22 protein-coding genes and 3 pseudogenes are annotated in these 26,027 nt (G+C 70.8%); 15 read left to right on the plus strand and 10 right to left on the minus strand.

The features are described from left to right. Positions 1-261 (plus strand): annotated as a pseudogene (locus ACFVYN_RS36135) (diacylglycerol kinase); the annotation flags it as partial. 200 nt (positions 262-461) lie between these two features. Continuing rightward, a pseudogene (locus ACFVYN_RS36140) lies at positions 462-1,497 on the plus strand (aldo/keto reductase). A gap of 9 nt (positions 1,498-1,506) precedes the next feature. On the opposite strand, the gene ACFVYN_RS36145 reads toward ACFVYN_RS36140, so the two are convergent. From ACFVYN_RS36145 to ACFVYN_RS36155, 3 genes are all read right to left on the minus strand, one after another. Then, complete coding sequence (locus tag ACFVYN_RS36145; RefSeq protein ID WP_390006332.1) at positions 1,507-4,110, minus strand: cellulosome protein; 2,604 nt, start codon at positions 4,108-4,110, stop codon at positions 1,507-1,509. Between the two features lie 124 nt (positions 4,111-4,234). Next, positions 4,235-4,774 (minus strand): MarR family winged helix-turn-helix transcriptional regulator, encoded by a 540-nt coding sequence (locus ACFVYN_RS36150; protein ID WP_390006333.1) that lies wholly within the window; start codon positions 4,772-4,774, stop codon positions 4,235-4,237. Beyond that, on the minus strand, positions 4,771-6,384 hold the full coding sequence (locus ACFVYN_RS36155; protein WP_390006334.1) for an FUSC family protein: 1,614 nt from the start codon (positions 6,382-6,384) through the stop codon (positions 4,771-4,773). The genes ACFVYN_RS36150 and ACFVYN_RS36155 overlap by 4 nt, the downstream gene beginning before the upstream one ends. A 160-nt stretch (positions 6,385-6,544) precedes the next feature. Here ACFVYN_RS36155 and ACFVYN_RS36160 point away from each other — a divergent pair, with 160 nt between their 5' ends. From ACFVYN_RS36160 to ACFVYN_RS36175, 4 genes are all read left to right on the plus strand, one after another. Next, positions 6,545-7,081, plus strand: coding sequence for a DUF5134 domain-containing protein (locus ACFVYN_RS36160; RefSeq protein ID WP_390006335.1), 537 nt, complete (start codon positions 6,545-6,547; stop codon positions 7,079-7,081). 277 nt (positions 7,082-7,358) lie between these two features. Next, a complete protein-coding gene (locus ACFVYN_RS36165) occupies positions 7,359-8,030 on the plus strand; it encodes a phosphatase PAP2 family protein (protein WP_390006337.1) in 672 nt (223 codons plus the stop codon). A gap of 64 nt (positions 8,031-8,094) precedes the next feature. Continuing rightward, on the plus strand, positions 8,095-8,787 hold the full coding sequence (locus tag ACFVYN_RS36170; protein WP_390006338.1) for an HAD family hydrolase: 693 nt from the start codon (positions 8,095-8,097) through the stop codon (positions 8,785-8,787). 228 nt (positions 8,788-9,015) lie between these two features. Next, entirely contained in the window at positions 9,016-9,690 is a 675-nt protein-coding gene (locus tag ACFVYN_RS36175; RefSeq protein WP_390006339.1) for a TetR/AcrR family transcriptional regulator, read from the plus strand. On the opposite strand, the gene ACFVYN_RS36180 is transcribed toward ACFVYN_RS36175, so the two are convergent. Next, a complete protein-coding gene (locus tag ACFVYN_RS36180) occupies positions 9,678-11,180 on the minus strand; it encodes an LVIVD repeat-containing protein (protein WP_390006341.1) in 1,503 nt (500 codons plus the stop codon). The two genes, ACFVYN_RS36175 and ACFVYN_RS36180, sit on opposite strands and share 13 nt — an antisense overlap. Before the next feature lie 95 nt (positions 11,181-11,275). Here ACFVYN_RS36180 and ACFVYN_RS36185 point away from each other — a divergent pair, with 95 nt between their 5' ends. Beyond that, positions 11,276-11,944 carry a DUF305 domain-containing protein gene (locus tag ACFVYN_RS36185; protein WP_390006363.1) on the plus strand — a complete coding sequence of 223 codons (669 nt, stop codon included), beginning with the start codon at positions 11,276-11,278 and terminating at the stop codon, positions 11,942-11,944. A 56-nt stretch (positions 11,945-12,000) separates the two neighbouring features. Here ACFVYN_RS36185 and ACFVYN_RS36190 read toward each other — a convergent pair whose 3' ends face one another. After that, positions 12,001-12,456 (minus strand): DUF6214 family protein, encoded by a 456-nt coding sequence (locus ACFVYN_RS36190; protein ID WP_390006342.1) that lies wholly within the window; start codon positions 12,454-12,456, stop codon positions 12,001-12,003. A gap of 159 nt (positions 12,457-12,615) precedes the next feature. Here ACFVYN_RS36190 and ACFVYN_RS36195 point away from each other — a divergent pair, with 159 nt between their 5' ends. Both ACFVYN_RS36195 and ACFVYN_RS36200 read left to right on the plus strand, forming a co-directional pair. Continuing rightward, positions 12,616-13,956: an FAD-dependent oxidoreductase gene (locus tag ACFVYN_RS36195; RefSeq protein WP_390006343.1), complete on the plus strand. Its 1,341-nt coding sequence runs from the start codon at positions 12,616-12,618 to the stop codon at positions 13,954-13,956. Positions 13,957-14,046: 90 nt separating this feature from the next. Next, positions 14,047-15,435: a nucleobase:cation symporter-2 family protein gene (locus ACFVYN_RS36200; RefSeq protein ID WP_390006344.1), complete on the plus strand. Its 1,389-nt coding sequence runs from the start codon at positions 14,047-14,049 to the stop codon at positions 15,433-15,435. On the opposite strand, the gene ACFVYN_RS36205 is transcribed toward ACFVYN_RS36200, so the two are convergent. Continuing rightward, positions 15,355-15,708: an ArsR/SmtB family transcription factor gene (locus ACFVYN_RS36205; protein WP_390006345.1), complete on the minus strand. Its 354-nt coding sequence runs from the start codon at positions 15,706-15,708 to the stop codon at positions 15,355-15,357. The two genes, ACFVYN_RS36200 and ACFVYN_RS36205, sit on opposite strands and share 81 nt — an antisense overlap. A 161-nt stretch (positions 15,709-15,869) precedes the next feature. Between ACFVYN_RS36205 and ACFVYN_RS36210 the strand changes: the two genes are divergently transcribed. Then, entirely contained in the window at positions 15,870-16,949 is a 1,080-nt protein-coding gene (locus ACFVYN_RS36210) for an NADH:flavin oxidoreductase/NADH oxidase (protein WP_390006347.1), read from the plus strand. 204 nt (positions 16,950-17,153) lie between these two features. Then, positions 17,154-17,354 (plus strand): hypothetical protein, encoded by a 201-nt coding sequence (locus ACFVYN_RS36215; protein WP_390006349.1) that lies wholly within the window; start codon positions 17,154-17,156, stop codon positions 17,352-17,354. A 3-nt stretch (positions 17,355-17,357) separates the two neighbouring features. On the opposite strand, the gene ACFVYN_RS36220 is transcribed toward ACFVYN_RS36215, so the two are convergent. Beyond that, positions 17,358-18,653, minus strand: coding sequence for a PHB depolymerase family esterase (locus tag ACFVYN_RS36220; RefSeq protein WP_390006351.1), 1,296 nt, complete (start codon positions 18,651-18,653; stop codon positions 17,358-17,360). 529 nt (positions 18,654-19,182) lie between these two features. Between ACFVYN_RS36220 and ACFVYN_RS36225 the strand changes: the two genes are divergently transcribed. Together ACFVYN_RS36225 and ACFVYN_RS36230 are read left to right on the plus strand one after the other, a co-directional pair. Then, positions 19,183-20,160 carry a polysaccharide lyase family 1 protein gene (locus tag ACFVYN_RS36225; protein WP_390006353.1) on the plus strand — a complete coding sequence of 326 codons (978 nt, stop codon included), beginning with the start codon at positions 19,183-19,185 and terminating at the stop codon, positions 20,158-20,160. 43 nt (positions 20,161-20,203) lie between these two features. Then, on the plus strand, positions 20,204-21,007 hold the full coding sequence (locus tag ACFVYN_RS36230; protein WP_390006354.1) for a pectate lyase: 804 nt from the start codon (positions 20,204-20,206) through the stop codon (positions 21,005-21,007). 65 nt (positions 21,008-21,072) lie between these two features. Here the strand turns inward: ACFVYN_RS36230 and ACFVYN_RS36235 are convergent, their stop codons facing one another. Beyond that, positions 21,073-21,831 carry a PaaX family transcriptional regulator C-terminal domain-containing protein gene (locus tag ACFVYN_RS36235; protein ID WP_390006356.1) on the minus strand — a complete coding sequence of 253 codons (759 nt, stop codon included), beginning with the start codon at positions 21,829-21,831 and terminating at the stop codon, positions 21,073-21,075. 75 nt (positions 21,832-21,906) lie between these two features. On the opposite strand from ACFVYN_RS36235, the gene ACFVYN_RS36240 reads away from it, so the two are divergent. Beyond that, the gene (locus ACFVYN_RS36240) at positions 21,907-23,565 is read left to right on the plus strand and encodes a DNA alkylation response protein (RefSeq protein ID WP_390006358.1); all 1,659 of its coding nucleotides are present in this window, start codon (positions 21,907-21,909) and stop codon (positions 23,563-23,565) included. A 328-nt stretch (positions 23,566-23,893) separates the two neighbouring features. On the opposite strand, the gene ACFVYN_RS36245 is transcribed toward ACFVYN_RS36240, so the two are convergent. Beyond that, positions 23,894-24,481, minus strand: a complete 588-nt coding sequence (locus tag ACFVYN_RS36245) for a hypothetical protein (protein WP_390006359.1) — start codon at positions 24,479-24,481, stop codon at positions 23,894-23,896. Between the two features lie 228 nt (positions 24,482-24,709). Here ACFVYN_RS36245 and ACFVYN_RS36250 point away from each other — a divergent pair, with 228 nt between their 5' ends. Next, positions 24,710-25,852, plus strand: a complete 1,143-nt coding sequence (locus tag ACFVYN_RS36250; protein ID WP_390006360.1) for a WD40/YVTN/BNR-like repeat-containing protein — start codon at positions 24,710-24,712, stop codon at positions 25,850-25,852. A gap of 50 nt (positions 25,853-25,902) precedes the next feature. On the opposite strand, the pseudogene araD reads toward ACFVYN_RS36250, so the two are convergent. Beyond that, positions 25,903-26,027, minus strand: a pseudogene (gene araD, locus ACFVYN_RS36255) (L-ribulose-5-phosphate 4-epimerase); the annotation flags it as partial.

Raw genomic sequence — 26,027 nt, forward strand, 5'->3', positions numbered from 1 at the left:
GGGGCGCGGTTCATCCACCCCCACCGGGCGGGTGGGGGGTACTTGCCGGCGCGGGGGGGGGCCGCCCCCCCCCCCGCCCGGGAAATGTGGTTGGGCGTCCACGGCGAGGCCCTCATCCTGCCCACCCCGGTGCACTGCCGCGTCGCGCCCGGGGCATTGCGCGTCCGCGTCCCGAGGAAACGGCCCGGCGTACCGACGGCACAACCCCGCCTGAACTGGCGCCGGTTGCGCAAGCTGGCGGCTCCGGCCGGGCGGGCGTGACCCCACCGCGGTCAGCGCAGCCCACTGTCAGCCGGTACTCGCCGGACGGCACCGAGAAGATCCCGGAGGGCATCGCGTCCTGGTGGAGCAGTTCGTACGCCGGATCCGCGCGGCTCTCGTCGGTGGGGGCCGGGGTTGCGTTGAAGTGCGCTCCAGCTCCTGGCGTCGTGCGCACGACCTGACTGAAGGGGGAACTGATCGTGCGGTACACCCTGTTCGGCAAGACCGGTCTGCGCGTGAGCGAGCTGAGCCTCGGCGCGATGGTCATGGGCGAGGATCCCGCCTACGGCTCCGACAAGGAGACCAGCGCCAGGCTGCTGGACGCCTACGCCGACGCGGGCGGCAACTTCGTCGACACGGCGAACAACTACTCGGCCGGCACCTCGGAGCGCATCCTCGGCGAGCTGCTCGACGGGCGGCGCGAGGAGTTCGTGCTGGCCAGCAAGTACACCTGCGGGACCCGTGCCGGGGACGTCAACTCGGCCGGCAACCATCGAAAGAACCTCGTGCAGTCGGTGGAGGCGAGTCTGGGGCGGCTGCGCACCGACCGGCTGGACATCCTGTGGGTGCACGCCCGCGACAACTTCACCCCGGTCGAGGAGGTCATGCGGGCGCTCGACGACCTCGTGCGCTCGGGCAAGGTGCTCTACGTCGGTGTGTCGGACTGGGCCGCCTGGGAGATCGCACAGGCCAACGCCCTCGCGGAGCTGCGGGGTTGGACCGCCTTCGCGGGTTCGCAGCTGCGCTACAACCTGCTGGAGCGCAGTCCGGAGCGCGAACTGCTCCCACAGGCACGGGCGTTCGGCCAGGCCGTGCTGGCGTGGTCGCCGCTGGCGGGCGGGAAGCTCACCGGCAAGTACCGGCGGGGTGAGGCGGGACGTCTCGATGCCTGGGGCGACAAGCCGGACCCGCGGGAGGAGGAGGAGGTCGTCACGGCCGTCCTGGAGATCGCCGAGCAGGGCGGCTGGAGCCCCGCCCAGGTGGCGCTGGCCTGGCTGCTGGCCCATCGTCGCGGCCACCAGGGAGAGCCAGCTCGCGGACAACCTGGGCAGCCTCGACGTCCGTCTCGACGCCGACGCGCTCACCCGGCTCGACCAGGTGAGCGCGGTGCCGCTCGGCTTCCCGCACGACTTCGTACGGGAGCCGGAGATCGTCAAGAACATCTACGGCGACCGCTGGCAGGCCATCGACGACCGGCGCTCGGGATACCGGCGCACCGCGACCGACGTGCTCTAGAGACATGCTCTAGAGGGGACGCGCGTCAGCCTCCGCGGGGGCGAGCGGCGTCACCGTGACCTGGTCGATGACGGGGGCGTGGGCGGAGCGCTGGCCGAACTCGTTCCTGGTGTCGCCGGCGAAGTCGGGGAGTTCGTCGGCGGTGAAGGTGAGCGTGTTGAGGCCCGGGCGCAGGGTGACGGGTACCGACAGGTTCCAGAAGTTGTTGAAGTGGAAGGTGGTGGGGAACAGGACGCGGCGGGCGGGGGCGCCGTTGACGGAGATGTCGGCGTGGCGGCAGACCGGGTCCGGGTTGTAGTGGGTGGAAGGTGGCTGCTCGCCGTTGGAGTAGCGGATCGTCAGCGCGTGGCGTCCGGCACGGTCCGCCGTGACCGTCAGGGCGAGCGCGTTCGCGGGCCCGCCACCGACGCCGTCGACCGCCTTGCCGCCCGTGGCGTACGGGTATCCGGTGACCCTCGCCGCGCCGGTCAGGAGGCCTTCCTCGGCGGCGTACGCGGTGGCGGGCAGCAGGCCGCGCGAAGGGGCGATCCGCAGCCGGTCGACGATCAGCCGGTCCGAAGTCCCGGTGACCGTCACCTTGTTGACGCCGCCGGCCAGGAAGAGGGGTACGGCCCCGCGCTCGACGCGCCCGATCTCCTCGCCGTTGACGCTCAACAGGCCCTCCCCCGGCCCGAGCACGTCGACGGTCACGGATGCCTCGCCGTCGTCGGCCGCGTACACCCAGAAGGTGACGGTGCCGCCCCGCGGGAGTACGGCGACTCCGGGTCCCGAGGCGCCGCGGTGGGCGTGGCTGACTCGGGCCCCGTCGCCGAGGTCCGCGAACTCGGCGTCGTACAGCGCGGTTTCGTCCTTCTCGCGCAGCACGACGTCCAGCTTGTCGACGACAGCGTCGCCCTTGGTGACCCCGAGGTCGCGGTCCTGGGCGGCGAGGGTGATCCGGTGGCGGCCCGCGGTCAGCTCCACCCGGGTGTCGGTGTGGCCCCACACCGCCGGCTTGTAGCCGAGCGGCAGCCGCAGTTCGCGCGGGTCCTCGCCGTCCACGCGCAGGAAGACGTTGGTGGGGCCCTGCTCGCGCACCAGGTCGGCGAGGTTGTGCGAGCCCGCGAAGAGCACCAGGTCGTAGATGCCGTCCTGCGGGACCTCGACGTCGAAGGCGAGCACGCCGTCGGAGCCGGTGCGCAGGCCGCCCACGTGGTAGCCGCCGGACGTGGCGAACCGGTCGACGGCGGACGGGGATCCCTCGGGCCCGTTCTTCGAGTAACCGCCGCCGGTGTAGGTCGCGTCCTCGGCCTCGTAGGTCCGCCGCCAGCGCACCTCGGGCGGCAGGGACGCGGCCCCGTTGCCACCCGGCGAAAGGATCACCTGGTAGGCGGACATCTCGTCGAGGCCCGCCAGGCTCAGCGTCACCTTGCCGTTGCCGACCGGGAGTTCGCCGTCCTGCAGCCGCGACGGCTGTGCACTGGAGCCCACTTGGCCCGTCCAGGTAATCTCCACCAGACGTGCGTGGACCACGGTGCCGAACACCTCCGCGTCCACGCCCTCGAACACGATGTCCGCCGCGCCGCCCGCACCCCCGAACACCGCCCTGGCCTGGCGCTTGTCCCGGTCGAGGGTGGCGACGCCCTGCAGCGTGTACTGCGCGTCGGGATGCGGGGCGAGGACCCGGACGGTGTTCCCGGTGAGCTGTCCGTAGGCGTTGTACAGCCACCACTGGCCGTTGGCCTTGTTCGCCTCCACCGCCGAGTCGTTGAGATTGCCGGCGATGTTCCAGTACGCGAGGTCGGCGTCGACCTTCGACTCCTCGATCGCGGCGATCCACTGGATCATCTGGCCCGGGACGGAGACGTGGTAGTTGTGCGCGTACTCGTTGATGTTGACGGGCAGCGGGCCTATGCCCAACTCCCGCTCCAGATCCCGGTACTTGGCTATGTTGGTGCGGACCTCGGCGGGCGAGGACAGCTCGTGCCAGGTGACGATGTCGGGCAGTACGTCGTGCGCCTTCGCGAACTCCAGGAAGTCCCTGACCTCGGGGTAAAGGATGCAGGTGTTGGGGCCGGCCACGCGCGCGTCCGGGTCGGAGTCCCTGATGAGGCGGTAGGCGGCTTCCCACGCGGCGAAGTAGTGATCCGGCCGGGTCCGCCAGGAGACCTGGTCGTAGCTCCACTCCCCCTCGCCGAACATGTTGCCCTCGGGCTCGTTGAACGGCACGTACACGACGTGGGACTTCAACTCCCCCAGGGTCAGGACCTGTTCGACCTGGCGGCGGATCACCTCCAGGTGCCCGGCGAGCCGCTCCTCACCGGTGGCGCCCGGCCACTCGTACGGAAACCCCCGGTAGAAGTCGGGCAGATAGACGTAGACGTCCTTGCCGCCCGCCGCGACGAACGGCGGCAGGATCTCCAGGGCGTCGCCGCCGGGATGCTGGGTGCCGTCCTGGGCCTTGGTCGTCACCGTGCGCGAGTACATGCCCTCGACCACCGTGCGGCTGGGCACGCCGTCGCCGTAGAGGCCGTAGAGCGTGCCGCTCGCTCCCCCGTGGAAGGGGCCGGTCTCGGTGCCGAGGTCGATGGTGAGCTTCTCGGGGGCGGGGCCTTCGGCTGCCACGGCATCCATCCTTCGTTCGACATTCCGTACGACAGTCGATGATCCGCACCGACGTGGTCGAACGTAGGAAGCGCGGGTGGACCGCGTCAACAGGCAGCGGGCTTCGAAACTTCCGAAACCGCAGGTCGGAGGGTCAGACGCGCAGCACGCCCAGGCTGCCCTCCAGGCGGCCGAGCAGCTCCCCGAGCCGGCCGGCGAGTTCGTCCCGCGCCTCGGGCGTCAGGACCGACAGCACGGCCGTCTCGTACGCCAGCTGCTCGGGCAGGATCCCGTCGACCAGTTCCCGGCCCGCCTCGGTGAGACGGACGTGGGCCACGCGCCGGTCGCGGGTGTCGCCCCGGCGCTCCACCAGGCCTCGTTCGGTCAGCTGCTTGACGCGCTTGGTGACGGCGGCCCCTGAGGAGAAGGTCTCGCGGGCCAGGTCGCCGGGGGTGAGCTCGTGGCCGGTGCGGCGCAGCGCGCCGAGCAGGTCGAACTCGGGGCGGCTGAGCCCGGCGCGGCGCAGGGGGGCGTCCTCGGCCTGCTGGAGGAGGGCGGCACAGCGGTTGACGCGGCCGATGATCTCCATGGGCCCGGTGTCGAGGCCGGGGTGGACGGTCTGCCACTGCCGGACGACGGCGGCGACGGTGTCGTTTCTCGTCGGGTCCGCCGGTCGGCCGTTCGGTGCCGTCATGGACGTACGCCCTCCGCTCTGTGGTGCCGGATCGTCGCGGCGAGCGTACGGTGTGCGGCCTGCTCGGCGCGCACGACCCTCTCCTGGGGCAGGGCACGCTGCCACCATTCGCCGGACGCGGCCTCGACGGTGGCCCGCAGGTCGACCAGGGCGGTGGCGAGGGTGCGACGGGCCAGGTCGACGGCGCCGGGGACAGGGTGCGGCTCGGCCAGGAGGCGGACGGTGTGGTCACGGGCGTCCTCCACGGCGGCCAGCGACAGCTCGACCCGGTCGCCCGCGCGCCGGTTGGTGACCGCTACGGCGGCGACGAATCCGACGAGCGCCCCGACGAAGGTGTCCACGACCCGTTCGGTGATCAGCCGGCCCGGCTCCTGGTAGCCGGCGAACTCGGTGATGAGCAGGGCCATCGGGGTCACGCAGACGGTGCCGAGCCAGTAGTTGCGGGCGATGAGCGCCTCGGCGCCGAAGTTGAAGGCCAGACAGCACAGGACGAGAGCGACGGGCCCGAGATGGGCGAGCGGGACGACGGCGGCGAACACCAGCACCCCGAGGAGGTTGCCGACGACCCGCTGGACGGCCCGGCTCCAGGTGAGGGTGATGTTGGCCTGGTAGAGGGAGGCCGCGGTGACCAGGGCCCAGTAGGGCCGGCCGATGCCGAGAGCCAGGGAGGCGTAGCCGGCGAGGGCGCAGCCCAGGGCGGTGCGTACGGCGATCGGAGCGAGCATGCGCCACACCGGGTGGGCCGGGGCGGCAAGTTCGATCTCCACGCCGAGGAGTTCGTCGTCGTCCGGCGCCTGCGGGACGGGTGCCGTGCCGCGCAGTGCGCGGGACCAGGCGCGGAGGCGGTCCGGGTCCGCGTCGGCGGGGGCGGCCAGGGCGATCTCGGCGCGGACGACGAGGCGTTCGAGGGCATGCCGGGTTTCGGAGCGGGCTCCGGCCGACAGGAGGGTCTGCCAGGCGGCCTGGACGGCGGCGTGGGCGGGTCCACTCGCGTGGGAGCGCGGGTTCTCCACGTACGCGGCAGCCGCGTCCAGGGCGCGGGCGGTGGCCCGTCGCTCGGGGCCGTGCGGCCGCAGCAGGCCGGGCGCCATGCCGATCAGCCAGGCCCAGACGCCCGTCGCGAGGGCCAGGGCGAGGTGGCCGGGGACCTGGGCAAGGGTCTGCGGGGCGAACAGGGAGGCGGAGCTGATGAAGGTGAGGACCACATGGCCCGGCGGGCCGATCCGGGTCGCGTCGCAGAGCGTCTTCTGCGCGGCGGCCACCAGCGCGCCGACGGTGACCAGCACCACCGCGCTGCCGGTGAGCGAGGCGGTGACCAGGCCGACGCCGAGGCCGGCCACCATGCCGAGCACCACCCAGGCCAGGGCGCGGGCCCGGGCGGCGTAGGGCCGGTTGTGGGCGTACAGCGCGCACAGGGATCCGGCCATGGTGTACATCGCCAGGTCGAGACGGCCGAGGGCCAGCAGGACCAGGTTGGGCGGGGCGACCGCGACCACCACGCTCAGGGCGGGCTTGAACCAGATGTCGGAGGGCCTGCCGAGGCGCAGCACGCCGGCCAGCGGGAGGCGGCGTACGCGCGGGGTGTCGGCGTGGGGGGTCGCACTGCTCATGAGTCAATACTTTAGCAGGTGTTTTACTTGTGAACGATGTCAGGAACATCACCCTGACCTGCCGTGCTCCGCCGCACGCTCCCCGCGTACCCCCTTGCGCTCGATTGCGCGCCGCATGGCCCGGGCATTTCTTGACCGACCGTCGAGCGGGGAGGTGGGCGTGCACGGACCGGCTTCGCCCGGCTGGCTGCTGGTCGCGCTCTGCGCGGCGACCGGGGCGTACTGCCTGCTGCGGATGCGCAGCAGCGTCGAGGAGCAACGCCGGTCCGCGGGCGGTGAGGCGCTGATGGGCTTCGGGATGGCCGCGATGGCCGTACCGGCCGCCGTGTTCACGCCACCGGAGTGGGTCTGGCCGCTCTGCACGGCGGTGTTCGGCGGGGCCGCGCTGCGCGCGCTGTGGGCGGTGCGCACGAGCACCCATCATCTGCATCACCTGGTGGGGGCGGGGGCCATGGTCTACATGGCGGTGGTGATGGCGGCCTCCCCCGGCCACCACGGCGGTTCGGGAGTCCCCGTGGTGACGGGCGTGCTGCTCCTCTACTTCGCGGGATACGTCCTGCTGGCCGGCGCCCGCCTGATACCGGTGTCGGCGACCGTCGGCGGCGGCAGCGTCGGCTGGGGCGACCGTCCCGAACTCGCGCGCGTGTGTCGGCTGTCGATGGGAATCGCGATGGTGGCCATGCTGCTGGCGCTCTGAGGTGCGGGGCGACGCGCCCTCCTGGCCGGACTGACGGTGCGCGCGGCCCTGGCCGAAGAACTCCCGTCCCGAACTGACGGCACCCGTCGCACCGGTCGCACTCGACAGCGACAGACAGGGGTCCGGGGCATACACCCGCGGATTCCAGGGAACCCGGCGTGACCATGCCCCCCAGCGCGAGCAGCCGGTCATGCCCGCGGCCCCGGACCACGGACCGTCCGGCCCGCCCGCGCCCCGGAGTTCGCCCCACACCCCACAGGTCGGCGAGGATCGAACCATGCACACCCAGTCCGTCGACTCCCCGCCCCGGCCGCCGGAGCACCGGACCGCCGCCCGCGCGAGCGGTGTCCTCGCCGTGTGCTCGGTGCTGGTGCTCGTCCTGGTCGTGACCAAGTGGCATCCCCTGCTCACCGTGGACGGCGACATCGCCGACACCACCCACCGCTGGGCGGTCGACGAACCGGGGCTCACCCATGCCTTCCGCATCCTCACGGACTGGGTCTGGGACCCCTGGGCGATGCGCCTCCTGGCTGCGGCCGCGGCGATCTGGCTGGTGTGGCGGCGCAATGCCCGCTGGACCGCCGTATGGCTGGTGGCCACATGTGCGCTGGGCACACTGCTCCAGCAGGTCCTGAAGGCCGCGGTCGGCCGTGAGCGCCCCGTCTGGCCCGACCCCGTCGACACCGCGCACTTCGCGGCCTTCCCGTCGGGCCATGCGCTGACGGCCACCGTCGTCTGCGGCGCCCTCCTGTGGCTCCTCCACCACTACGGCGTCGGCCGCGCCCTGTGGTTCACGGCCCTGACCCTCGCCGTGATCTCCGTCGTGGGCGTCGGCCTGACCCGCGTCTGGCTGGGCGTCCACTGGCCCTCCGACGTCCTCGGCGGGTGGTTCCTGGGCGCCATGCTCGTGACCCTGGCGGTGCTGGTCCACCAGCGCTACCGGCCGTGACCCACGGCTTCGGGCTGGTCCGCGGCCATGGGGTCCACCCGAGCCAGGACCGTAAGATCACCGCATGACTGCCGTCCTGTTCGACTTCTCAGGGACCCTCTTCCGGATCGAGTCCACCGACTCCTGGCTGCGAGCCGTCCTCGACGAGGCGGGGCTCACCCTCACCGAGGCCGAGTTGACGCGGGTCGCGCGCGAGCTGGAGAACGTGGGGGCGTTGCCCGGCGGAGTGGCACCCCGGGTGGAGATGCCGGACGAGCTCGCCGCCCTGTGGGGAATCCGGGACGAGAGCGCCGAGCTGCACCGGGCTGCGTACACCGGACTCTCGCGGCTCGTCACGCTGCCGGATCCCGCCCTGCACGACGCGCTGTACGACCGGCACATGCTCTCCGCCGCCTGGCAGCCCTACCCCGATGCCGCCGAGGTGCTGCGCGCGCTGCGCGAGCGGGGCATCAAGGTGGGCGTGGTCAGCAACATCGGCTGGGACCTGCGACCGGTCTTCCGCGCACACGGGCTCGATCCGTACGTCGGCGCGTATGTGCTGTCGTACGAACACGGCATCCAGAAGCCGGACCCGCGGCTGTTCAAGACCGCCTGCACGGCGCTCGGTGTCGAGCCCCGGGACGTTCTGATGGTCGGCGACGACCGGCGGGCCGACGGCGGTGCGGCGGCCCTCGGCTGCGCGGTGCACTTCGTGGATCATCTGCCGGCCGCACAGCGGCCCGACGCGCTGCGGTCCGTCCTCGACCTGGTTGACTGACGGACGCGATCGACGCCCGCGAGGGGCACCAGAAAGAAGCGTCCGGAAACCGGGTGGTCACCCCGCGAGAAGGTCGCCCGAGCAAACCATCGGGGCGTACGCTCGCCCACCCTGGACGATCCCCCGCGTCGCCCAGAGCAGGCGGCAGCCCCGACCAGGCTTTTTTCGGGCCGGTCCGGACGCACTGAGTATAGTTGGCTGATAGCCAGTCAACGCAGGAGTTGAAGAATGTCCCCGCGCAGCGCCTCGGTCAACGAAGAGTTGCGCCGCCGTTCCCGCGAGCGGCTCCTACAGGCAGCACTCGAACTGGTCTCCGAGCGCGGTTACGAGGCGACCACCCTCGGCGACATCGCGGACCGGGCCGGTTCGGCGCGCGGTCTGGTGTCGTACTACTTCCCCGGCAAGCGCCAGCTCGTGCAGTCCGCCGTGCACCGGCTCATGCACCGCACGCTGGAGGAGGCACTGGAGCGCGAGCCGCGCACCGAGGACGGCCGGGAACGGATGGCCCGGGCCATCGACGCGATCCTGGGCCTGGCCCGGGACCGGACGGTGCTGATGCGCCAGCACATGGCGGGCATGCTGGACACCGAGGGCTTCGTGCAGTGCCCGGAGCAGCAGCGCCTCGCGGAACTGCTGCGGGACACGATGGAGCGGCACGGTTCGCAGACCGTCGGGACCGACTACCCGATGCTGCGCTCGCAGCTCATGGGCGCGGTCTACGCGATGGTCCTGCCGAACGTCCCGATGCCGCTCACGACCCTGCGTGCCGAGCTGTTCACGCGGTACCGGCTCGACTGGGAGCAGGGCGTCCCGCCGGGCACCGGGGCACCCGACGGGACGTACGACACGGACCTGTCGCGTTTCTTCGAGACGGGCCCGGAGCCGGTGGATCAGTCGAAGTAGTCCGGCTGGGTCTGGACGTTGAGCTCGCCGAGCCGCACCTTCCTGGCCGGGTCCGTGCGCTTGTCGCTGAGCTTGAGGACGTCGAAGCCCTTGGCGATGTCGTTGGAGTAGATGTAGCCGTTGTAGTAGTACGCCGACCAGGAGCCGCCGCCCTGGAGCACCTCGGTGGAGAGCGGACCGCGTTCGAAGTAGGCGATCTCCCTCGGCTTCGAGGAATCGGTGAAGTCCCAGACGGAGACACCACCCTGGTACCAGGCCTGGACCATGATGTCCTTGCCCTTGACCGGGATCAGGGAGCCGTTGTGGGCCACGCAGTTCTCGGTGTCGGCCTGGTGGCGGGGGATCTTGAAGTAGCTACGGAAGACGAGCTTGCGCTGGTCGCCCTTGCCGACGATGTCGTAGATGCCGTCGGCGCCGCGGTTCGGACCGATCTGCTCGTTGCAGGTCGCCGCACCGCCGCCGCCCAGTTCGTCGGTGAAGACGACCTTGTTCGCCTTCTGGTTGAAGGTCGCCGAGTGCCAGAACGCGAAGTTCACGTTGTCCTGCACCCGGTCGATGACCTTCGGGTGCTCCGGGTCCTTGATGGAGAACAGGATGCCGTCACCCATGCAGGCGCCCGCCGCCAGGTCCTTGTCCGGGAGCACCGTGATGTCGTGGCAGCCGGTGGTCTTTGAGACGCCCGGGTTGGTGGGCGCGCCGGGGTTGCCGCCGCCGTCGGGGCCCTCGCCGGGGAAGAGCACGGGGAAGTTGACGACCGCCGCCTGCTCGGGCGCGTTGCGGGGCACCTTGATGACGGAGATGCCGTCGTGCGGCGGCTGGCAGTCCGGGTAGGTCGCGTTCGGCGAGTACGAGGAGACGTAGAGGTAGACGTTCCTGCGCTCGGGCACCAGGGTGTGGGTGTGCGAGCCGCAGGCGGTCTCCACGGCGGCGACGTACTTCGGGTTGCTCTTGTCGCTGATGTCGAAGACCTTCATGCCTTCCCACGACGACTTCTCGGTCGCGGGCTGGGTGGTGCTGCTGCAACTGCTGTCGCTGCGCGAGGAGTCGGTGGACAGGAACAGCAGGTTCCCGGAGACCGTGATGTCGTTCTGCGATCCGGGGCACAGCACCTGGGCGATCGTCTTCGGCGCCTTCGGGTTGCTGATGTCGAGGATGCGGAAGCCGTCGTAGTTCCCGGCGAAGGCGTACCTGCCCTGGAAGGCCAGGTCCGAGTTGGTGCCGGGCAGGGCGTCCTTGGGGATGTTGACGAGGTGCTCGATGTTGTCGGAGTGGACGATCTCGTCCTGGCCGGGTATCTCGCCGTCGGCGATCGCCGCCTTCACCTCGGCCTCGGTGCTCTTGGAGACCCCCTTGCCCGCCGCCGGGCCGTCCCCCGGGTCAGGGGTCGCGGCGGCCGGGCCCGCGGTCAGCAGCGCGGCCAGGAGGCCCACGGCGGCCGCGGCAACTCCCAGTCGTCTGTGCCGGGTTCGGGACTCTTTCAACAGGATCACTGTTTCCTCCCTGTGCCGTTCATGTGGAACGGTGCACGCGTCACCGCAGTATCGTCTTCACCATGCACAGACCAACAGAGGGCAACGAACCTGTAATGAAGGGACCATGGGGGGCCACTGTGCTTTTCCGCCGCGCGCCGTACGCGACAGCCACTCTGGCCGCTCTCGCAGCCCTGGCCCTCGGGGGCTGCGACTCCGGCTCGGACCCGAAGTCCGCCCCGGCGACCGGGCCTTCGGTGCTGGTGCCCGGCAAACCTGGTGAGGCGAACCGCACCCTCTCCGCTCAGGACGCGCAGGAGCAGCGGGCCGACGACGACACCCCCAACTCGGCGGACGTCTCGTACGCGCGGATGATGATCACGCACCACGCCCAGGCCCTGGAACTGACCGAACTGGCCCCGCAGCGCGCCGAGTCGGCGAAGCTCAAGGCCCTCGCCGAGCGGATCTCGGCCGCGCAGGGGCCGGAGATCGAGGCGATGAGGGCCTGGCTGAAGGAGTACGGCCAGTCCGAGAAGAGCGACAGTCATGCGCACGCCACCATGCCCGGCATGGCGACCGAGGCGCAGCTGAAGAAGGTGCGCGCGGCGAAGGGGAAGGCCTTCGACGAGCTCTTCCTCACCCTGATGATCACTCACCACGAGGGGGCGATCACCATGGCGACGGATGTGAAGGGGCAGGGCAACAACATCCGGATCGAGGAGATGGCGGACGACGTGGTGGCCCAGCAGACGAGCGAGATCAACCGGATGCGGGACATGCTCTGAACGTGATGCTCCACCGAACTCGCCTGCTCAGCGCGGTGCGTGACGCCACGTCACGCTCAGCGCCGCGCGTGACGTGGCGTCAGAAACCCCGCATCACGCGCCTGGGAGATGAGCCGGAGCGACTTGCGGCGGCTGTGCCCGGTCGCGCACATCACGGCGAGGACCGGGTCGACCCCGTCCTCCTGGGCGGCCCGGTACTCCTCGGCGATCAGCCGGCGCCCTTCCATGCCGCGCGGCCAGGCGGGGCGGGCACGGCTGCCCAACTGCTCCGCGGCACCGGACGGCGTCACTCCGCAGGCCTCGAAGAGCGGGCCCTCGATCCAGTCGGCGAGGGCGCCCAGGTCATCGAGCGAGAGCGCCGGCTGCGCACGTACGTCCTCCAGGGACACGCCGCCCTCTGCCACCACCGCGAGCGTGTCCACCCGGGCACCGTCGGCGAAGGCCAGCCGGACATGGAACCACGCCATCGCGGCCCCGTTCTCCCGCACTTCCCACGCGGGCCACACGGACACGCTGCCGTCCGTCGGACGACGATCAGAAAGATTAAGAAAGGATGCTTCTAGCACACACGCAACGTAACCGCATGATCACATTCCATACGAACGGACACGCGTACGCGTGCCGCGCGCAGCACCCTGTCAGCGGAACGGTGGCGGTGCGATCCTGGAGACATGCGTGTCGCCGTCGTCGGCTCCGGGCCCAGCGGGTGCTACACCGCCCAGAGCCTCGTGCAGCAGGACCCGGACGTGCTCGTCGACGTCCTGGACCGGCTGCCGTGCCCGTACGGCCTGGTGCGCTACGGCGTGGCACCGGACCACGAGAAGATCAAATCGCTCCAGAACAATCTGCGGACGATCCTGGAGCACGAGCGGGTGCGGTTCCTCGGCGGCATCGAGATCGGCCCCGGCGGGGTGCCGACCGCGCGGCTGCGCGAGCTGTACCACGCCATCGTGTACTGCGTGGGTGCCGCGACCGACCGGCATCTCGGGATCCCGGGCGAGGAGCTGCCGGGCAGCTGGTCGGCGACGGAGTTCGTGTCCTGGTACAGCGCGCACCCCGACTCCGGGGCCGACGGTTTCGTGGCCGGCGCCCGGTCGGCGGTGGTCATCGGTGTGGGCAACGTCGCCGTCGACGTGACGCGGATGCTGGCGCGCGGGACGACCGAGCTCAGCCCGACCGACATCCCGCATCCGGCCCTCACCGCGCTGGCGGCCAGCCGGGTGACGGAGGTCCACATGGTGGGCCGACGCGGCCCTTCCCAGGCCCGCTTCACCACCAAGGAGCTGCGCGAGCTGGGTTCGCTCCCGGACACCGAAGTGGCCGTCCTGCCGGAGGAGTTGGCCCTGGACCCTGCGTATCTCGACCCCGCTGCCCTGCCGGCACCGCAGCGCCGCAACGTGGAGGTGCTGCGCGGCTGGGCGGCCGCGGAGTCACGGCCCTCCTCCCGCAGGATCTCGTTGCGTTTCTTCCTGCGTCCCGTCGAACTCCTCGCCGACGGCGGCCGGGTGGGCGCGGTGCGCTTCGAGCGGACGGTGCCGGACGGGCGCGGCGGAGTGTGTGGCACGGGTGAATTCGAGGAGATCGAGGCGCAGTTGGTACTGCGCTCGGTGGGCTACCGCGGAATGCCGGTGCAGGGGTTGCCGTTCGACGCGCAGAGCGGCACGGTGCCCAACGTGAACGGCCGTGTCGTGCACGGCGATTCCGTCGTCCCGGGCGAGTACGTGGCCGGCTGGATCAAGCGCGGCCCGACCGGCGTGATCGGCACCAACCGCCCGGACGCCAAGGAGACGGTGACCTCGCTGCACGAGGACGCCCCCACCCTCGTACACAGAGAACTGCGCCAGGACCCGCTCGACGCACTGCGGGCTGCGGGGGCCGAAGTGGTGGAGTGGGCGGGCTGGTGTGCGATCGAGCGAGCGGAAGCGGAGCTCGGCGCGTCACTGGGCCGGGGCGTGGTGAAGCTCCCGGACTGGCAGGCTCTGATGAACGCGGTGCACGGCAATGTCTCCTAGGGGCCCGTGCACCCCCTGGCCCGCACCGGGCAACGAACCGGCAACACCCTCGAAATCAACAAACTGTTCAACACCCCTACGGTTCCGGACATGGCCCAAACCACCCCTGTGCACCCCGTAGACGAAGTACCCCCGGTACGGCAGCTCGCCGCCTTCGGCCTCCAGCACGTCCTCGCGATGTACGCGGGCGCCGTGGCCGTTCCCCTGATCGTCGGCGGCGCGATGAAGCTGTCGCCGGCGGATCTGGCCTATCTGATCACCGCCGATCTGCTGGTGTGCGGCATCGCCACCCTCATCCAGTGCATCGGCTTCTGGCGCTTCGGCGTACGGCTCCCGATCATGCAGGGCTGCACCTTCGCGGCCGTGTCCCCGATGGTCCTGATCGGCACAACGGGCGGTGGGCTCCCGGCGATCTACGGCTCGGTGATCGTCGCCGGTCTCGCGATCATGCTGCTCGCACCGGTCTTCGGCAAGTTGCTCCGCTTCTTCCCGCCGCTGGTCACGGGCACGGTGATCCTGATCATCGGCATCTCCCTGCTGCCGGTCGCGGGCAACTGGGTGGCGGGCGGTGCCGGGTCGGCCGACTTCGGCGCACCGAAGAACATCGCGCTGGCCGTGTTCGTCCTGGCGGTGGTGCTGGGTGTGCAGCGGTTCGCGCCGGCGTTCCTGAGCCGGATCGCGGTACTGATCGGCATCGCGGTGGGCCTGGTGGTGGCCGTCCCCTTCGGGTTCACGGACTTCGACGGGGTCGGGGACGCGGACTGGGTCGGGATCAGCACGCCGTTCCACTTCGGGGCGCCGACCTTCGAGTTCTCGGCGATCGTGTCGATGCTGGTCGTGGCGCTGGTGACGATGACGGAGACGACCGGCGACCTGATCGCGGTCGGCGAGATGACCGACCGCGGCATCGAGCCGCGCTCCCTCGCGGACGGTCTGCGCGCCGACGGCCTGTCGACCGTGCTCGGCGGCGTCTTCAACACCTTCCCGTACACGGCGTACGCCCAGAACGTCGGCCTCGTCGGCATGACCCGGGTGCGCAGCCGCTGGGTCGTCGCCACGGCCGGCGGCATCCTGGTCCTGCTGGGCCTGCTGCCCAAGCTGGGCGCGGTGGTCGCGGCGGTACCGGCTCCGGTGCTGGGCGGGGCGGGCGTGGTGATGTTCGGTACGGTCGCGGCGAGCGGCCTGCGGACTCTCACCCAGGTGGACTTCAAGGGCAATCACAACCTGACGGTGGTGGCCGTGTCGGTGGCCATGGGCGTCCTGCCGGTCGGCGTGCCGACGATCTACGCGAAGTTCCCCGACTGGTTCCAGACGGTGATGAACAGCGGCATCAGCGCGGGCTGTCTGACGGCGATCGTGCTGAACCTGCTCTTCAACCACCTGCCCGCAAGGGGTGGTTCAACGGCTCCCGAGCCGGACGGCCTGGCGGGCGGCGGCGTCGAGCAGGGTGTCGAGAAGCCCCGGGAAGAGATCGTCTAGGTCGTCCCGGCGCAGGCCGTTCATCTTGGCGGTGCCCCGGTAGACCTGGCGGATCACTCCACTCTCGCGCAGCACCCGGAAGTGGTGGGTGGTCGTCGACTTGGTGACGGGCAGATCGAAGTGCGAACAGGAGAGCTCGTCGCCGACGGCGGCGAGCTCTCGCGCGATCCGCAGACGCATCGGGTCGGAGAGGGCGTGCAGGATGCCCTCCAGCCGGATCTCGCCGCGCTCCGGGTGCGGAAGGGTACGACTGCTGACGGCGGGGGAGGTCACGGCGGCTCCACTTCTCCAGGCTTCCCGGGGCTCTGCCGACTCCGGGACCGGCCCTCGGGGACCCCCATTGTACGAGACCCCTCGTAGTTTGACATCCGACGTACTACGATGCCTATCGTACGAGTCGACCAGCACCGGTCCTGTGACGATTGGATCCCGCCGTGAGCGCACTCTTCGAGCCCTTCACCCTCCGCGACGTGACGATCCCGAACCGGATCTGGATGCCGCCGATGTGCCAGTACTCGGCCGCTCCGGACGGCCCCGGGATCGGCGCCCCCGACGACTGGCACTTCGCGCACTACGCGGCCCGTGCGGCCGGCGGCACGGGCCTGATCATCGTCGAGGCCACCGGCGTCAGCCCCGAGGGCCGCATCTCCCCCTACGACCTCGGCATCTGGAACGACACCCAGGTCGAGGCGTTCCGCCGCATCACCCGCTTCCTGGTCTCCCAGGGCACGGTCCCGGGAATCCAGCTCGCCCACGCAGGCCGCAAGGCGTCCACCGACCAGCCGTGGAAGGGCGGCGCACCGCTCGCCCCGGACGCGGGGGGCTGGCAACCGCTGGGCCCGAGCGCGCTGGCCTACGACGAGAACCACCCGGTCCCCACCGAGCTGACGTCCGATCAGATCGCCGAGATCGTCGGTCAGTTCGCGGACGCGGCCCGTCGCGCGCTCGCCGCCGGTTTCGACATCGCCGAAATCCACGGTGCCCACGGCTATCTCATCGGCAACTTCCTCTCCCCGCACAGCAATCACCGCACCGACGAGTACGGCGGCTCGTACGAGAACCGCACCCGCTTCGCGCTCGAGGTCGTCGACGCGGTGCGCGAGGTCTGGCCCGACGACAAGCCCCTCTTCTTCCGCATCTCGGCGACCGACTGGCTGGAGGACGGCGGCTGGACCGCGGACGACACCGCCCGCTTCGCCCAGGACCTCCAGGCCCACGGCGTCGACCTCCTGGACGTCTCCACCGGCGGCAACGCGTCCGGCGTCCGCATCCCGGTCGGCCCCGGTTACCAGGTCCCCTTCGCCGCCCGCGTCAAGGCGGAGACCACCCTCCCGGTCGCTGCGGTCGGCCTCATCACGGACACCGGACAGGCCGAGAAGATCCTCTCCAACGGCGAGGCGGACGCCGTACTGCTGGGCCGCGAGCTGCTGCGCAACCCGTCCTGGGCCCGGCATGCGGCACGCGAGCTGGGCGGAGAGGTGCGGGTCCCGGACCAGTACCACCGGTCGGTCTGACGCAGTTTCCGCAAGGGACCTTCGGCGCAGGGGGCACGGGAAGCAAGCTCCCCTGCGCACGGTCGGTTCGCCGACTGTGACGGGGAACGGGTCCGGCGTCCCTTTCGGGCGCGTCCGCCGAGCGGATCGGTGGCGCGTCAATCGCGACAACTTCACACGCGGCCTGCACACCGGCAGGGCCTCAGTGATCACCGTCGGTTCAGGGTGGTCGGCCTGAGACACCTGCCCTCCTGCCTGCGGCTCACGATCGGTTCGATCGCGGCAAGCGTGGTGTCCGTGTTCCTGTACGCCCTCACCGGACTGCTCGACCAGGTACGGGGTCTGCTGCGCTCCTGGCACGCCGTCCGGCGGGACGCCCGCGCACTGCGCCGGAACGCCCCGCCAGAGGACCATGATGGCCGCTGATTCTCAACCCGACGTGCAGGACGCTCCGTTGAGAGTGAAGCCACCCGGCGCGGCGCTGTTCCCGCTGTGGTTCGCCTGATAGCCGATGCTGACACTCGCGTTCGGCGCGATCGTGCCGTTGTACGCCGCGTTCGTCGCCGTGACCGCCCCGGAGGCCGGGCTGTAGGTGACGCCCCAGCCGTTGGTGATGGTCTGGCCGGTGGGGAGGGTGAAGGCCAGCTTCCAGCCGTTGACCGTCGTCGTGCCCGTGTTGGTGACGGTGACCGATGCGGTCAGACCGGTGTTCCAAGCGTTCGTCGTGGCCGTCACCTTGCAGGCGCCGGGCTGGGGCTCGGGCGCGGGGCCGCCGGCGTTCAGGCCGAAGAAGGTCAGGGCGCGGTCGGCCATGCCCCAGCTGTACAGGTTGTGGCCGACGCCCTGGAGGCTGATCGCCTCGACGGGGGCGCGGTCACCGGTGGCTCCGTAGCGGGTGCGGGTCCAGCCGGAGACGGGCGAGTCGGTGGCGGCGGGCGTCTGGCTGACGCCGAGGACGTTCGTCCACTCCTTGATCTCCTCGCCGAAGTTCGGGTAGCGCAGCACGTCGTCCTCGGTGCCGTGCCACACCTGCATGCGCGGACGGGTGCCGGTGTAGCCGGGGTAGGCGGCGCGGACCAGGTCGCCCCACTCCTGCGGGGTGTGGGTGATCGTGCCGCCCGAGCAGGCGCTGTTCCACTCGGAGCCGTCGGTCGTCGCGAAGCAGCCGAAGGGGACGCCGGAGAAGGCCGCGCCCGCCGCGAACACGTCCGGGTAGTCGCCGAGCAGGACGTTCGTCATCATCGCGCCGGAGGAGATGCCGGTGGCATAGATCCTGGCGGTGTCGGCGGAGTAGGCGTTCACCGTCCAGTCGATCATCGACTTGATGCCGACGGGGTCGCTGCCGCCGCCCCGCTTCAGCGCCTGCGGCGAGGACACGTCGAAGCACTTGCTGGACCGGGTGACCGAGGGGTAGATCACCACGAAGCCGTAGGTGTCGGCCAGTTGGGCCCATTCGGTGCCGTTGTACATGGCGGGACCCGAGCCGGTGCAGTAGTGCACGGCCACGACGACCGCCGGGTGCGCGGTGACGTTCGCCGGCACGTACAGGTACATCTGGAGGTTGCTGGGATTCGTGCCGAAGCCGGTGACCTCGGTGAGGGTCGCCGTGGGGACGGCCTCCGTACGGGCCGATGCGGTGGGAACGGCGGCGAAGAGCACCGCCGCGAGTAAGGCCAGCAGCGCCGGCAGCACTGCACTCAGCGGCCTCCTGGGGATGGTGGACACGTCCTTGCCCCTCTCTTTCGGCAGGATCAGCAGGATGAGTTGAAGGACTCCGGCCGCGGGTCGGCCCGGTCGTCCGCGACCGCCGGTCCACGGGTCGGCGACGTGAGTCCCGGGACGAGCAAGGTGAGCACCAGGCCGCTGACAGACGTACGCATGTGTGGAGTCGCCACCGACTCACCCTCTCGGAAGCTCTCGGAGGTTCTCGGAGGTCTTCGGATATCTCCCGGAAGGGAAGCGTCCGCCGAGCATGGTGGCATGTGCATGGCCTCCATGGAAGCGCTCCCACACGTCGAAAGAATTCGCTCACCAGCGCCACCCCCTCCCCCACCTGGGTGGCCGAATGTCTTCTGCGCAAAGCGTTGACCAGAAAGCGCTTACCCTCTACGTTCCGTTCAGCGATGTGATCGACCCGCCCCACTGGGTCCGCACATTGCCGCTCTGCACTGCGTACATGGTTCAACATGGCGAATGATCTTCACGTACATGACCAATCAGGCGTCAGGCAGGCGCCACGAAGGGACGCACCCGCATGCGTACTCGCCCCCCACGTACACACGCGCAAAGATCCGCTCTGGCCGCCGGTGCGGCCGCGCTCGCGACGGCGGCCGCCCTGGCCGTCCCGCAGCCGGCCGGGGCCGCCGAGACCTCCCCCATCGGTTTCGGCGCCGGAACGACCGGCGGTGGCAGCGCCTCCGCGGTCACCGTCTCCACACTGGCCGCCTTCAAGACGGCCGTCACCGGCGGCACGGCGAAGGTCGTCAAGGTCAACGGCCTGATCTCGCTGAGCGGCACGGTCGACGTCGGCTCCAACACCACGGTGCTGGGCGTCGGTTCGTCCTCCGGGTTCACCGGCGGCGGGCTGCGGCTGAAGAAGGTCACGAACGTCGTGGTCCGCAACCTGAACATCAGCAAGCCCCTCGCACCCGCCGACGGCATCGAGGTGCAGGCCTCGACGAAGGTGTGGATCGACCACAACTCCTTCTCGGCGGACCGCGATCACGACAAGGACTACTACGACGGGCTGCTGGACATCAACCACGGCTCGGACAACGTCACGGTGTCCTGGAACACCTTCAAGGACCACTTCAAGGGCTCGCTCGTCGGGCACAGCGACAACAACGCGAGCCAGGACACCGGCCACTTGAAGGTGACCTACCACCACAACTGGTTCAACAACGTCAACTCGCGCATCCCCAGTCTGCGCTTCGGCACCGGACACTTCTACGACAACTACGTCGTCGGCGCCGAGACCGCGGTGCACTCGCGGATGGGCGCCCAGATGCTCGTGGAGAACAACGTCTTCCGCAGTACCGGAGTCGCTGTCACCACGAACCGGAACAGTGACGTGGACGGCTACGCCAACCTGCGCGGCAACGACCTCGGTGGAGCCGCCACCGAGATCTCCCAGGTCGGCACCTTCACCACCGCTCCGTACAGCTACACCGCCGAGCCCGCCTCCTCCGTCGTCGCCTCGGTGACGGGCGGCGCGGGCGCCGGAAAGCTCTGACCCCCCACACATCCACCCCCAGCATGGAAGAAGGAATCGGGACATGACTTCTTCGGCACGTCCACGCGCGCGTAGCCGCGCGCTGACCGGAGCCATGGCCGCACTCGGCCTCTCGGTTGGCATGATCATGACACTCAATGCGCCGACGGCGACCGCGGCCACCTGGCCCACCGCCAACGGCAGCCAGGCGGTCTCCTCGACCATCGAGCTGTCCGGTACCAAGGACTACGGGATGAAGCGCCTGTACGGCACGGGCGACCTGGGCACCGACAACCAGGACGAGGACCAGGGACCGATCCTCAACCTGGCCGCGGGCACCATCCTGAAGAACGTCATCATCGGCTCTCCCGCAGCCGACGGCATCCACTGCGCGGGCAGCTGCACGCTGCAGAACGTGTGGTGGGAGGACGTCGGCGAGGACGCGGCCACCTTCCGCGGCTCCTCGTCGTCGAACGTGTACACCGTCTCCGGCGGTGGCGCGAAGTCGGCGAGCGACAAGGTGTTCCAGTTCAACGGCGCCGGCACGCTCAACGTGTCCAACTTCGCGGTGCAGGGCTTCGGCACCTTCGTGCGCTCCTGCGGCAACTGCTCGACGCAGTACAAGCGGACGATCAACCTCAACACCATCGAGGCGACCTACTCGGGGAACAAGCTCGTCGGCATCAACACCAACTACGGCGACAGCGCGACCCTGAAGAAGATCACGATCGTGGGCGACACCAACAAGAAGATCATCCCCTGCCAGAAGTACATCGGGAACAACTCGGGCAAGGAGCCGACCACGAACGGGTCCGGACCTGACAGTACTTACTGCAAGTACGCGACCTCGGACATCACCTACAAGTAGCCGCTCGGCAGGTGAAAGGCGGCCGTACGAAGCGTCCCCGCACGGCGCTTCGCACGGCCGCCGTGTCATGTGCGGAGCCGGTGCTGGGGCACGGTGTCCGCCAGTTCCCGCTGATAGGCCGCGTACGCGGAGCGCAACCGCGCGCCGGGCCAGTCGGGTGGCAGGAGGCCGGGCGGCAGCACCGGATCGGTCAGCAGCTGCCGTACGACCGCCGCGAAGCCGGTGAGCCGGTCCGCGGGCCGGTCCGCGCGGGCGACATGGGCGAGCAGCGCCAGGGAGTCGGCCGCCCAGCCGTCGAGGGGCCACAACGCGGCGGCCAGCTCGGGGCCGGAACCGGCCGGGCGAGCCGTGCAGCGCTGGGCGACTCCGTCGAGGTCGTCCGGGAGCGGTCGCAGCAGGTTGGCGGGGCGCAGCCAGACGCCCTCGCGGAGTTCGGCGAGCCGCAGGGCGGTCAGCCGGGCGCGCAGCTCGGCGCGTTCGGCCGGTCCACGGCCCGTCGCGGTGATGACGACCATCTCCCAGTCGCCGTTCCACGCGCGCGTGCGGGGGTGCACGGAGTCGTCCTGACGGCGCTGACGGGCAAGCAGCCGGTCGCTGAGGCCGTAGACGGTGTCGGCGCGCCGCAGGTCGCCGGCGCTGACCATCCTGCTGAGCGCGGCACGCAGCGTGGAGCCGCCGACCCCGAACGGCTCCACCGCGCGGACCAGGTCCTTCACCGCCATCTGAGGCGGATGCGCGCCGAGCAGGAGGCTCAGCACGACCGACCGGGCGGACAGCGGCCGCAGGTCGACCTCGCCGGGCTGCTCCGACACGTTCCTCCGCATGGTCACGTACTGTACGACCGCCTTCTTGTTGTTGCACTATTGCTACGACCGCAGGGTAAGTGCAACATGGACTTCATGGTCTCCCCTCCCGCGCCCGATCAGCCCGCCGCCACCCACGCCGTCACCAACCAGCCCGTTCCCCTGGCCCCCTATGACGCCTCCGACGACCCCGTCCTCCTGGAAGGGCTGCGCCGTGAGGGCGCCGACTGGGCCGAGGAGGGCCTGAGGCGGCTCGGTCTGCGGGCCGGCAGTGCCGAGGCCCAGGAGTGGGCGGATCAGGCCAACCGGCACGAGCCGGTGCTGCGCACGCACGACCGGTACGGCAACCGGGTCGACGAGGTCGACTTCCACCCGAGCTGGCACCACCTGATGCGGACCGCCGTCGCCGAGGGCCTGGCCGGCACGCCGTGGGCGGAGGACCGTACCGGCGCCCATGTCGCGCGCACGGCGGGCGGCCTGGTGTGGGGGCACACGGACGCGGGCCACGGCTGTCCCACGTCGATGACGTACGCGGCGATCCCGGCGCTGCGCAGGGAGCCGGAGCTGGCGAAGGTCTACGAACCCCTGCTGACCGGCCGCGAGTACGAGCCGGAGCTCAGGGTGCCGACCGAGAAGCGGGGCCTGCTCGCGGGCATGGGGATGACCGAGAAGCAGGGCGGCTCGGACGTCCGGACGAACACCACGGCGGCGTCGCCCACCGCGGAGTCCGGGGTGTACACGCTGCGCGGGCACAAGTGGTTCACGTCGGCCCCGATGTGCGATGTCTTCCTGGTGCTGGCGCAGGCGCCCGGCGGGCTGTCGTGCTTCCTCGTGCCGCGCGTCCTGCCGGACGGCAGCCGCAACACCTTCCGCATCCAGCGCCTCAAGGACAAGCTCGGCAACCGGTCGAACGCCTCCTCCGAGCCCGAGTTCGACGGGACGGTCGCCTGGCTGGTCGGTCCCGAGGGACAGGGCGTCAAGACGATCATCGAGATGGTCAACTGCACGCGCCTGGACTGCGTGATGATGTCGGCGACTCTGATGCGCAGGACCCTCGTCGAGGCGGGTCACCATGCCCGGCACCGCAGCGCGTTCGGCGCCCGGCTGATCGACCAGCCGCTGATGCGCAACGTCCTGGCCGACCTGGCGCTGGAGTCCGAGGCCGCCACCACCCTCACGCTCCGGCTGGCGGGCGCCGCCGACCGGGCCGTGCGCGGGGACACCGGCGAGCAGGCGTTCCGCCGTATCGCCACCGCGGTCGGCAAGTACTGGGTCACCAAGCGGGGTCCGGCCTTCACCGCGGAGGCCCTGGAGTGCCTCGGCGGCAACGGCTACGTGGAGGACTCGGGCATGCCCCGGCACTACCGGGAGGCGCCCCTGCTGTCGATCTGGGAGGGGTCCGGGAACGTCAACGCCCTGGACGTCCTGCGGGCGCTGCGCCGGGAGCCGGACACCGCTCAGGCGCTGTTCGGCGAACTCGCCCTGGCCCAGGGGGCGGACGCCCGACTGGACACGGCCGTCGCCCGCCTCAAGGACCTGCTCGTAACGGCTTCCGAGGCGGGCGCGCGCCGGCTGGTGGAGCACATGGCCCTGACGCTCCAGGCCTCACTCCTCGTCCGGCACGCCCCGCCCGCGGTCGCCGACGCGTTCTGCGCGAGCCGGCTCGGCGGCGACTGGGGGCACGCCTTCGGCACGCTGCCCGACGCCGCGGACCTGGACGCGGTCCTCGGGAGGGCCCTGCCCGGCGGCGGCTGAGGCCGCTCGGAGCGCGGTCGGCGCGGGGGCCGGCAGACGCGGCCGCGTGGACTGCTCCCACTCCGACACCCCCGCGAGTCGGCTACGACGGCTCGGCCCTCGGACGTGGAGGGCACGCGGTTGCCGCGGCCCTTGGGCCGCGGGCTCGGTGACCGCTCGACGAGCGGACCGCCCTTCTGAAAGGGCAGTTGACCATTCCGGACGCCGTGGACCGGTGCGCGCCTGACGGTGATGCCGGCTGCCGTCGCTGAGGCCGCCGCAGGGCCGGGTAGCCGCGCGGGGCGGTCCCACCGTTGTTTCGGTCCACGCGCCCCCCTGCCCGCCGGTGCTACCTCCCGTCGGCCCGCCTGCCGCCCCACAACGGTCCGAAGTGCGCCCAGTCCGTGTCCCACTGGTCGAGGCGGCGGCGTTCCATGCGGCCGCGGAGGACTCGGCCACCGACGAAGGGAACGGCAGCGGTACTGACGCCGACCAGGACGCCGATCATCGCGGCGCGGATCCGGGCCTGGTCCTCGGTGGCGGGCTGGGTCATCAGGCGGCCCTGGGCATCGGTCCAGACGGTGACCGCAGTGCCCTGGGCACTGCCGGGATCGACGCGCACCTGGCCCGTGTGGGGCGAACCGTCGGCCCCGGTCCAGGCGACCTCGCCCCACACCCGTTCACCGCTCGACGTGCCCGGATCCGCCACGCCCGGCGCCTGGTCGGCGAGACGGGCCACTACGGGCCGCCACTCGACGCGCTCCAGCGCCAGCTGGTGCTCGACCGCCCGGCTCACCCCCAGACCGGCGAGCACCCCGGCCACCACGGTGAGCAGCCAGGCACCGAGCACGACCCACGCCTCGACGGCGTCGGCGCGGCGTCGGAGCGGATTGCGCCGCCAGCGCCACAGCCAGACCTTCGGACCACGGAACGCCATCGAAGGCATCCTCCTCATGAGCGACGGGCGCACGAACATGCCGGACCGACCTCCCATACGGAAGATCACCCCTCGATGCTCACGGCTCACGGCGACTTCTCCGTCACGACGGTCCCACCGGCCGCCCGTCGCCGCGGGCATCTTGCCCAAAGCCGCCCGTCAATCGCCGCGGCCGGTTACCATCCCCACCCTGACCTGCGGTGAAGCCTTTTCCAGAGGTGACTGTCAGTGGCGGGGTGCAGACTGGCCGGTGTCTGGGACAAAGACGTCACGGAGGTGATCGGTATGGCCGAGAAGCTGCTTGCCGTAGGGACGCGCAAGGGCCTGTTCATCGGGCGCGAGCGCGGCGGCACGTGGGAGTTCGACGAGAGCCCGTACTTCAACGCGCAGGCCGTGTACTCGGTGGCGATCGACACCCGGGGCGAGCGCCCGCGGCTGCTGGCCGGCGGTGACAGCGCGCACTGGGGGCCGTCGGTGTTCCACTCCGACGACCTGGGCCGCACCTGGACGGAGCCGGCCCGGCCCGCCGTGAAGTTCCCCAAGGACACCGGGGCCTCCCTGGAGCGGGTCTGGCAGCTGCACCCGGCGGCGGCCGAGCCGGACGTGGTGTACGCGGGCACGGAACCGGCCGCGTTGTACCGCTCGGAGGACCGCGGGGAGAGTTTCGAGCTGGTCCGGCCGCTGTGGGAGCATCCGACCCGCTCGAAGTGGGTCCCGGGCGGCGGCGGTGAGGGACTGCACACCGTCCTGACCGACAGGCGGGACCCGCGCGCGGTGACGGTGGCCGTCTCGACGGCGGGGGTGTTCCGCACCAGGGACGGCGGCGCGAGCTGGGAGCCGTCCAACTCCGGTGTCTCCGCGGTCTTCCTGCCCGACCCGGACCCGGAGTTCGGCCAGTGCGTGCACAAGGTGGCCCGGGACGCGGCCGACCTCGACCGGCTGTACCTCCAGAACCACTGGGGTGTGTACAGAAGCGACGACGGGGGGACGCACTGGACGGACATCGGCGAGGGGCTGCCGTCCACCTTCGGCTTCGCGGCAGCCGCCCATCCGCACCGCGGCGAGACGGCGTACGTCTTCCCGATCAACGCCGACGCGGACCGCGTCCCGGCCGGTCACCGATGCCGGGTCTTCCGTACGGCGGACGCGGGCAAGAGCTGGGAACCGCTCTCGGCGGGCCTGCCGCAGGAGGACCACTACGGCACCGTGCTGCGGGACGCGATGTGCACGGACGACGCCGACCCGGCCGGCGTCTACTTCGGCAACCGCAACGGCGAGGTGTACGCCTCGGCCGACGACGGGGACAGCTGGCGGCAGTTGGCCTCGCATCTGCCGGACGTACTGTGCGTGCGGGCGGCGGTGGTCGGGTGACCTTGACAGGGCTGACGGGACGGTGACGGGGCTGACGGGAGCACCACCCGTCAGTCGGCGGTTGATGTCATGTCCTGGTTGCCGTAGTAGGCGTCGGGGCCGTGTTTGCGGGTGTAGTGGCGCTCCAGGAGGTGCTGGGGCGGCGGTGCGGTCGGGTTGAGGGACAGGGTGTGCA

It is taken from the genome of Streptomyces sp. NPDC058307, from assembly GCF_042880295.1.
Taxonomy (GTDB): Bacteria; Actinomycetota; Actinomycetes; order Streptomycetales; family Streptomycetaceae; genus Streptomyces.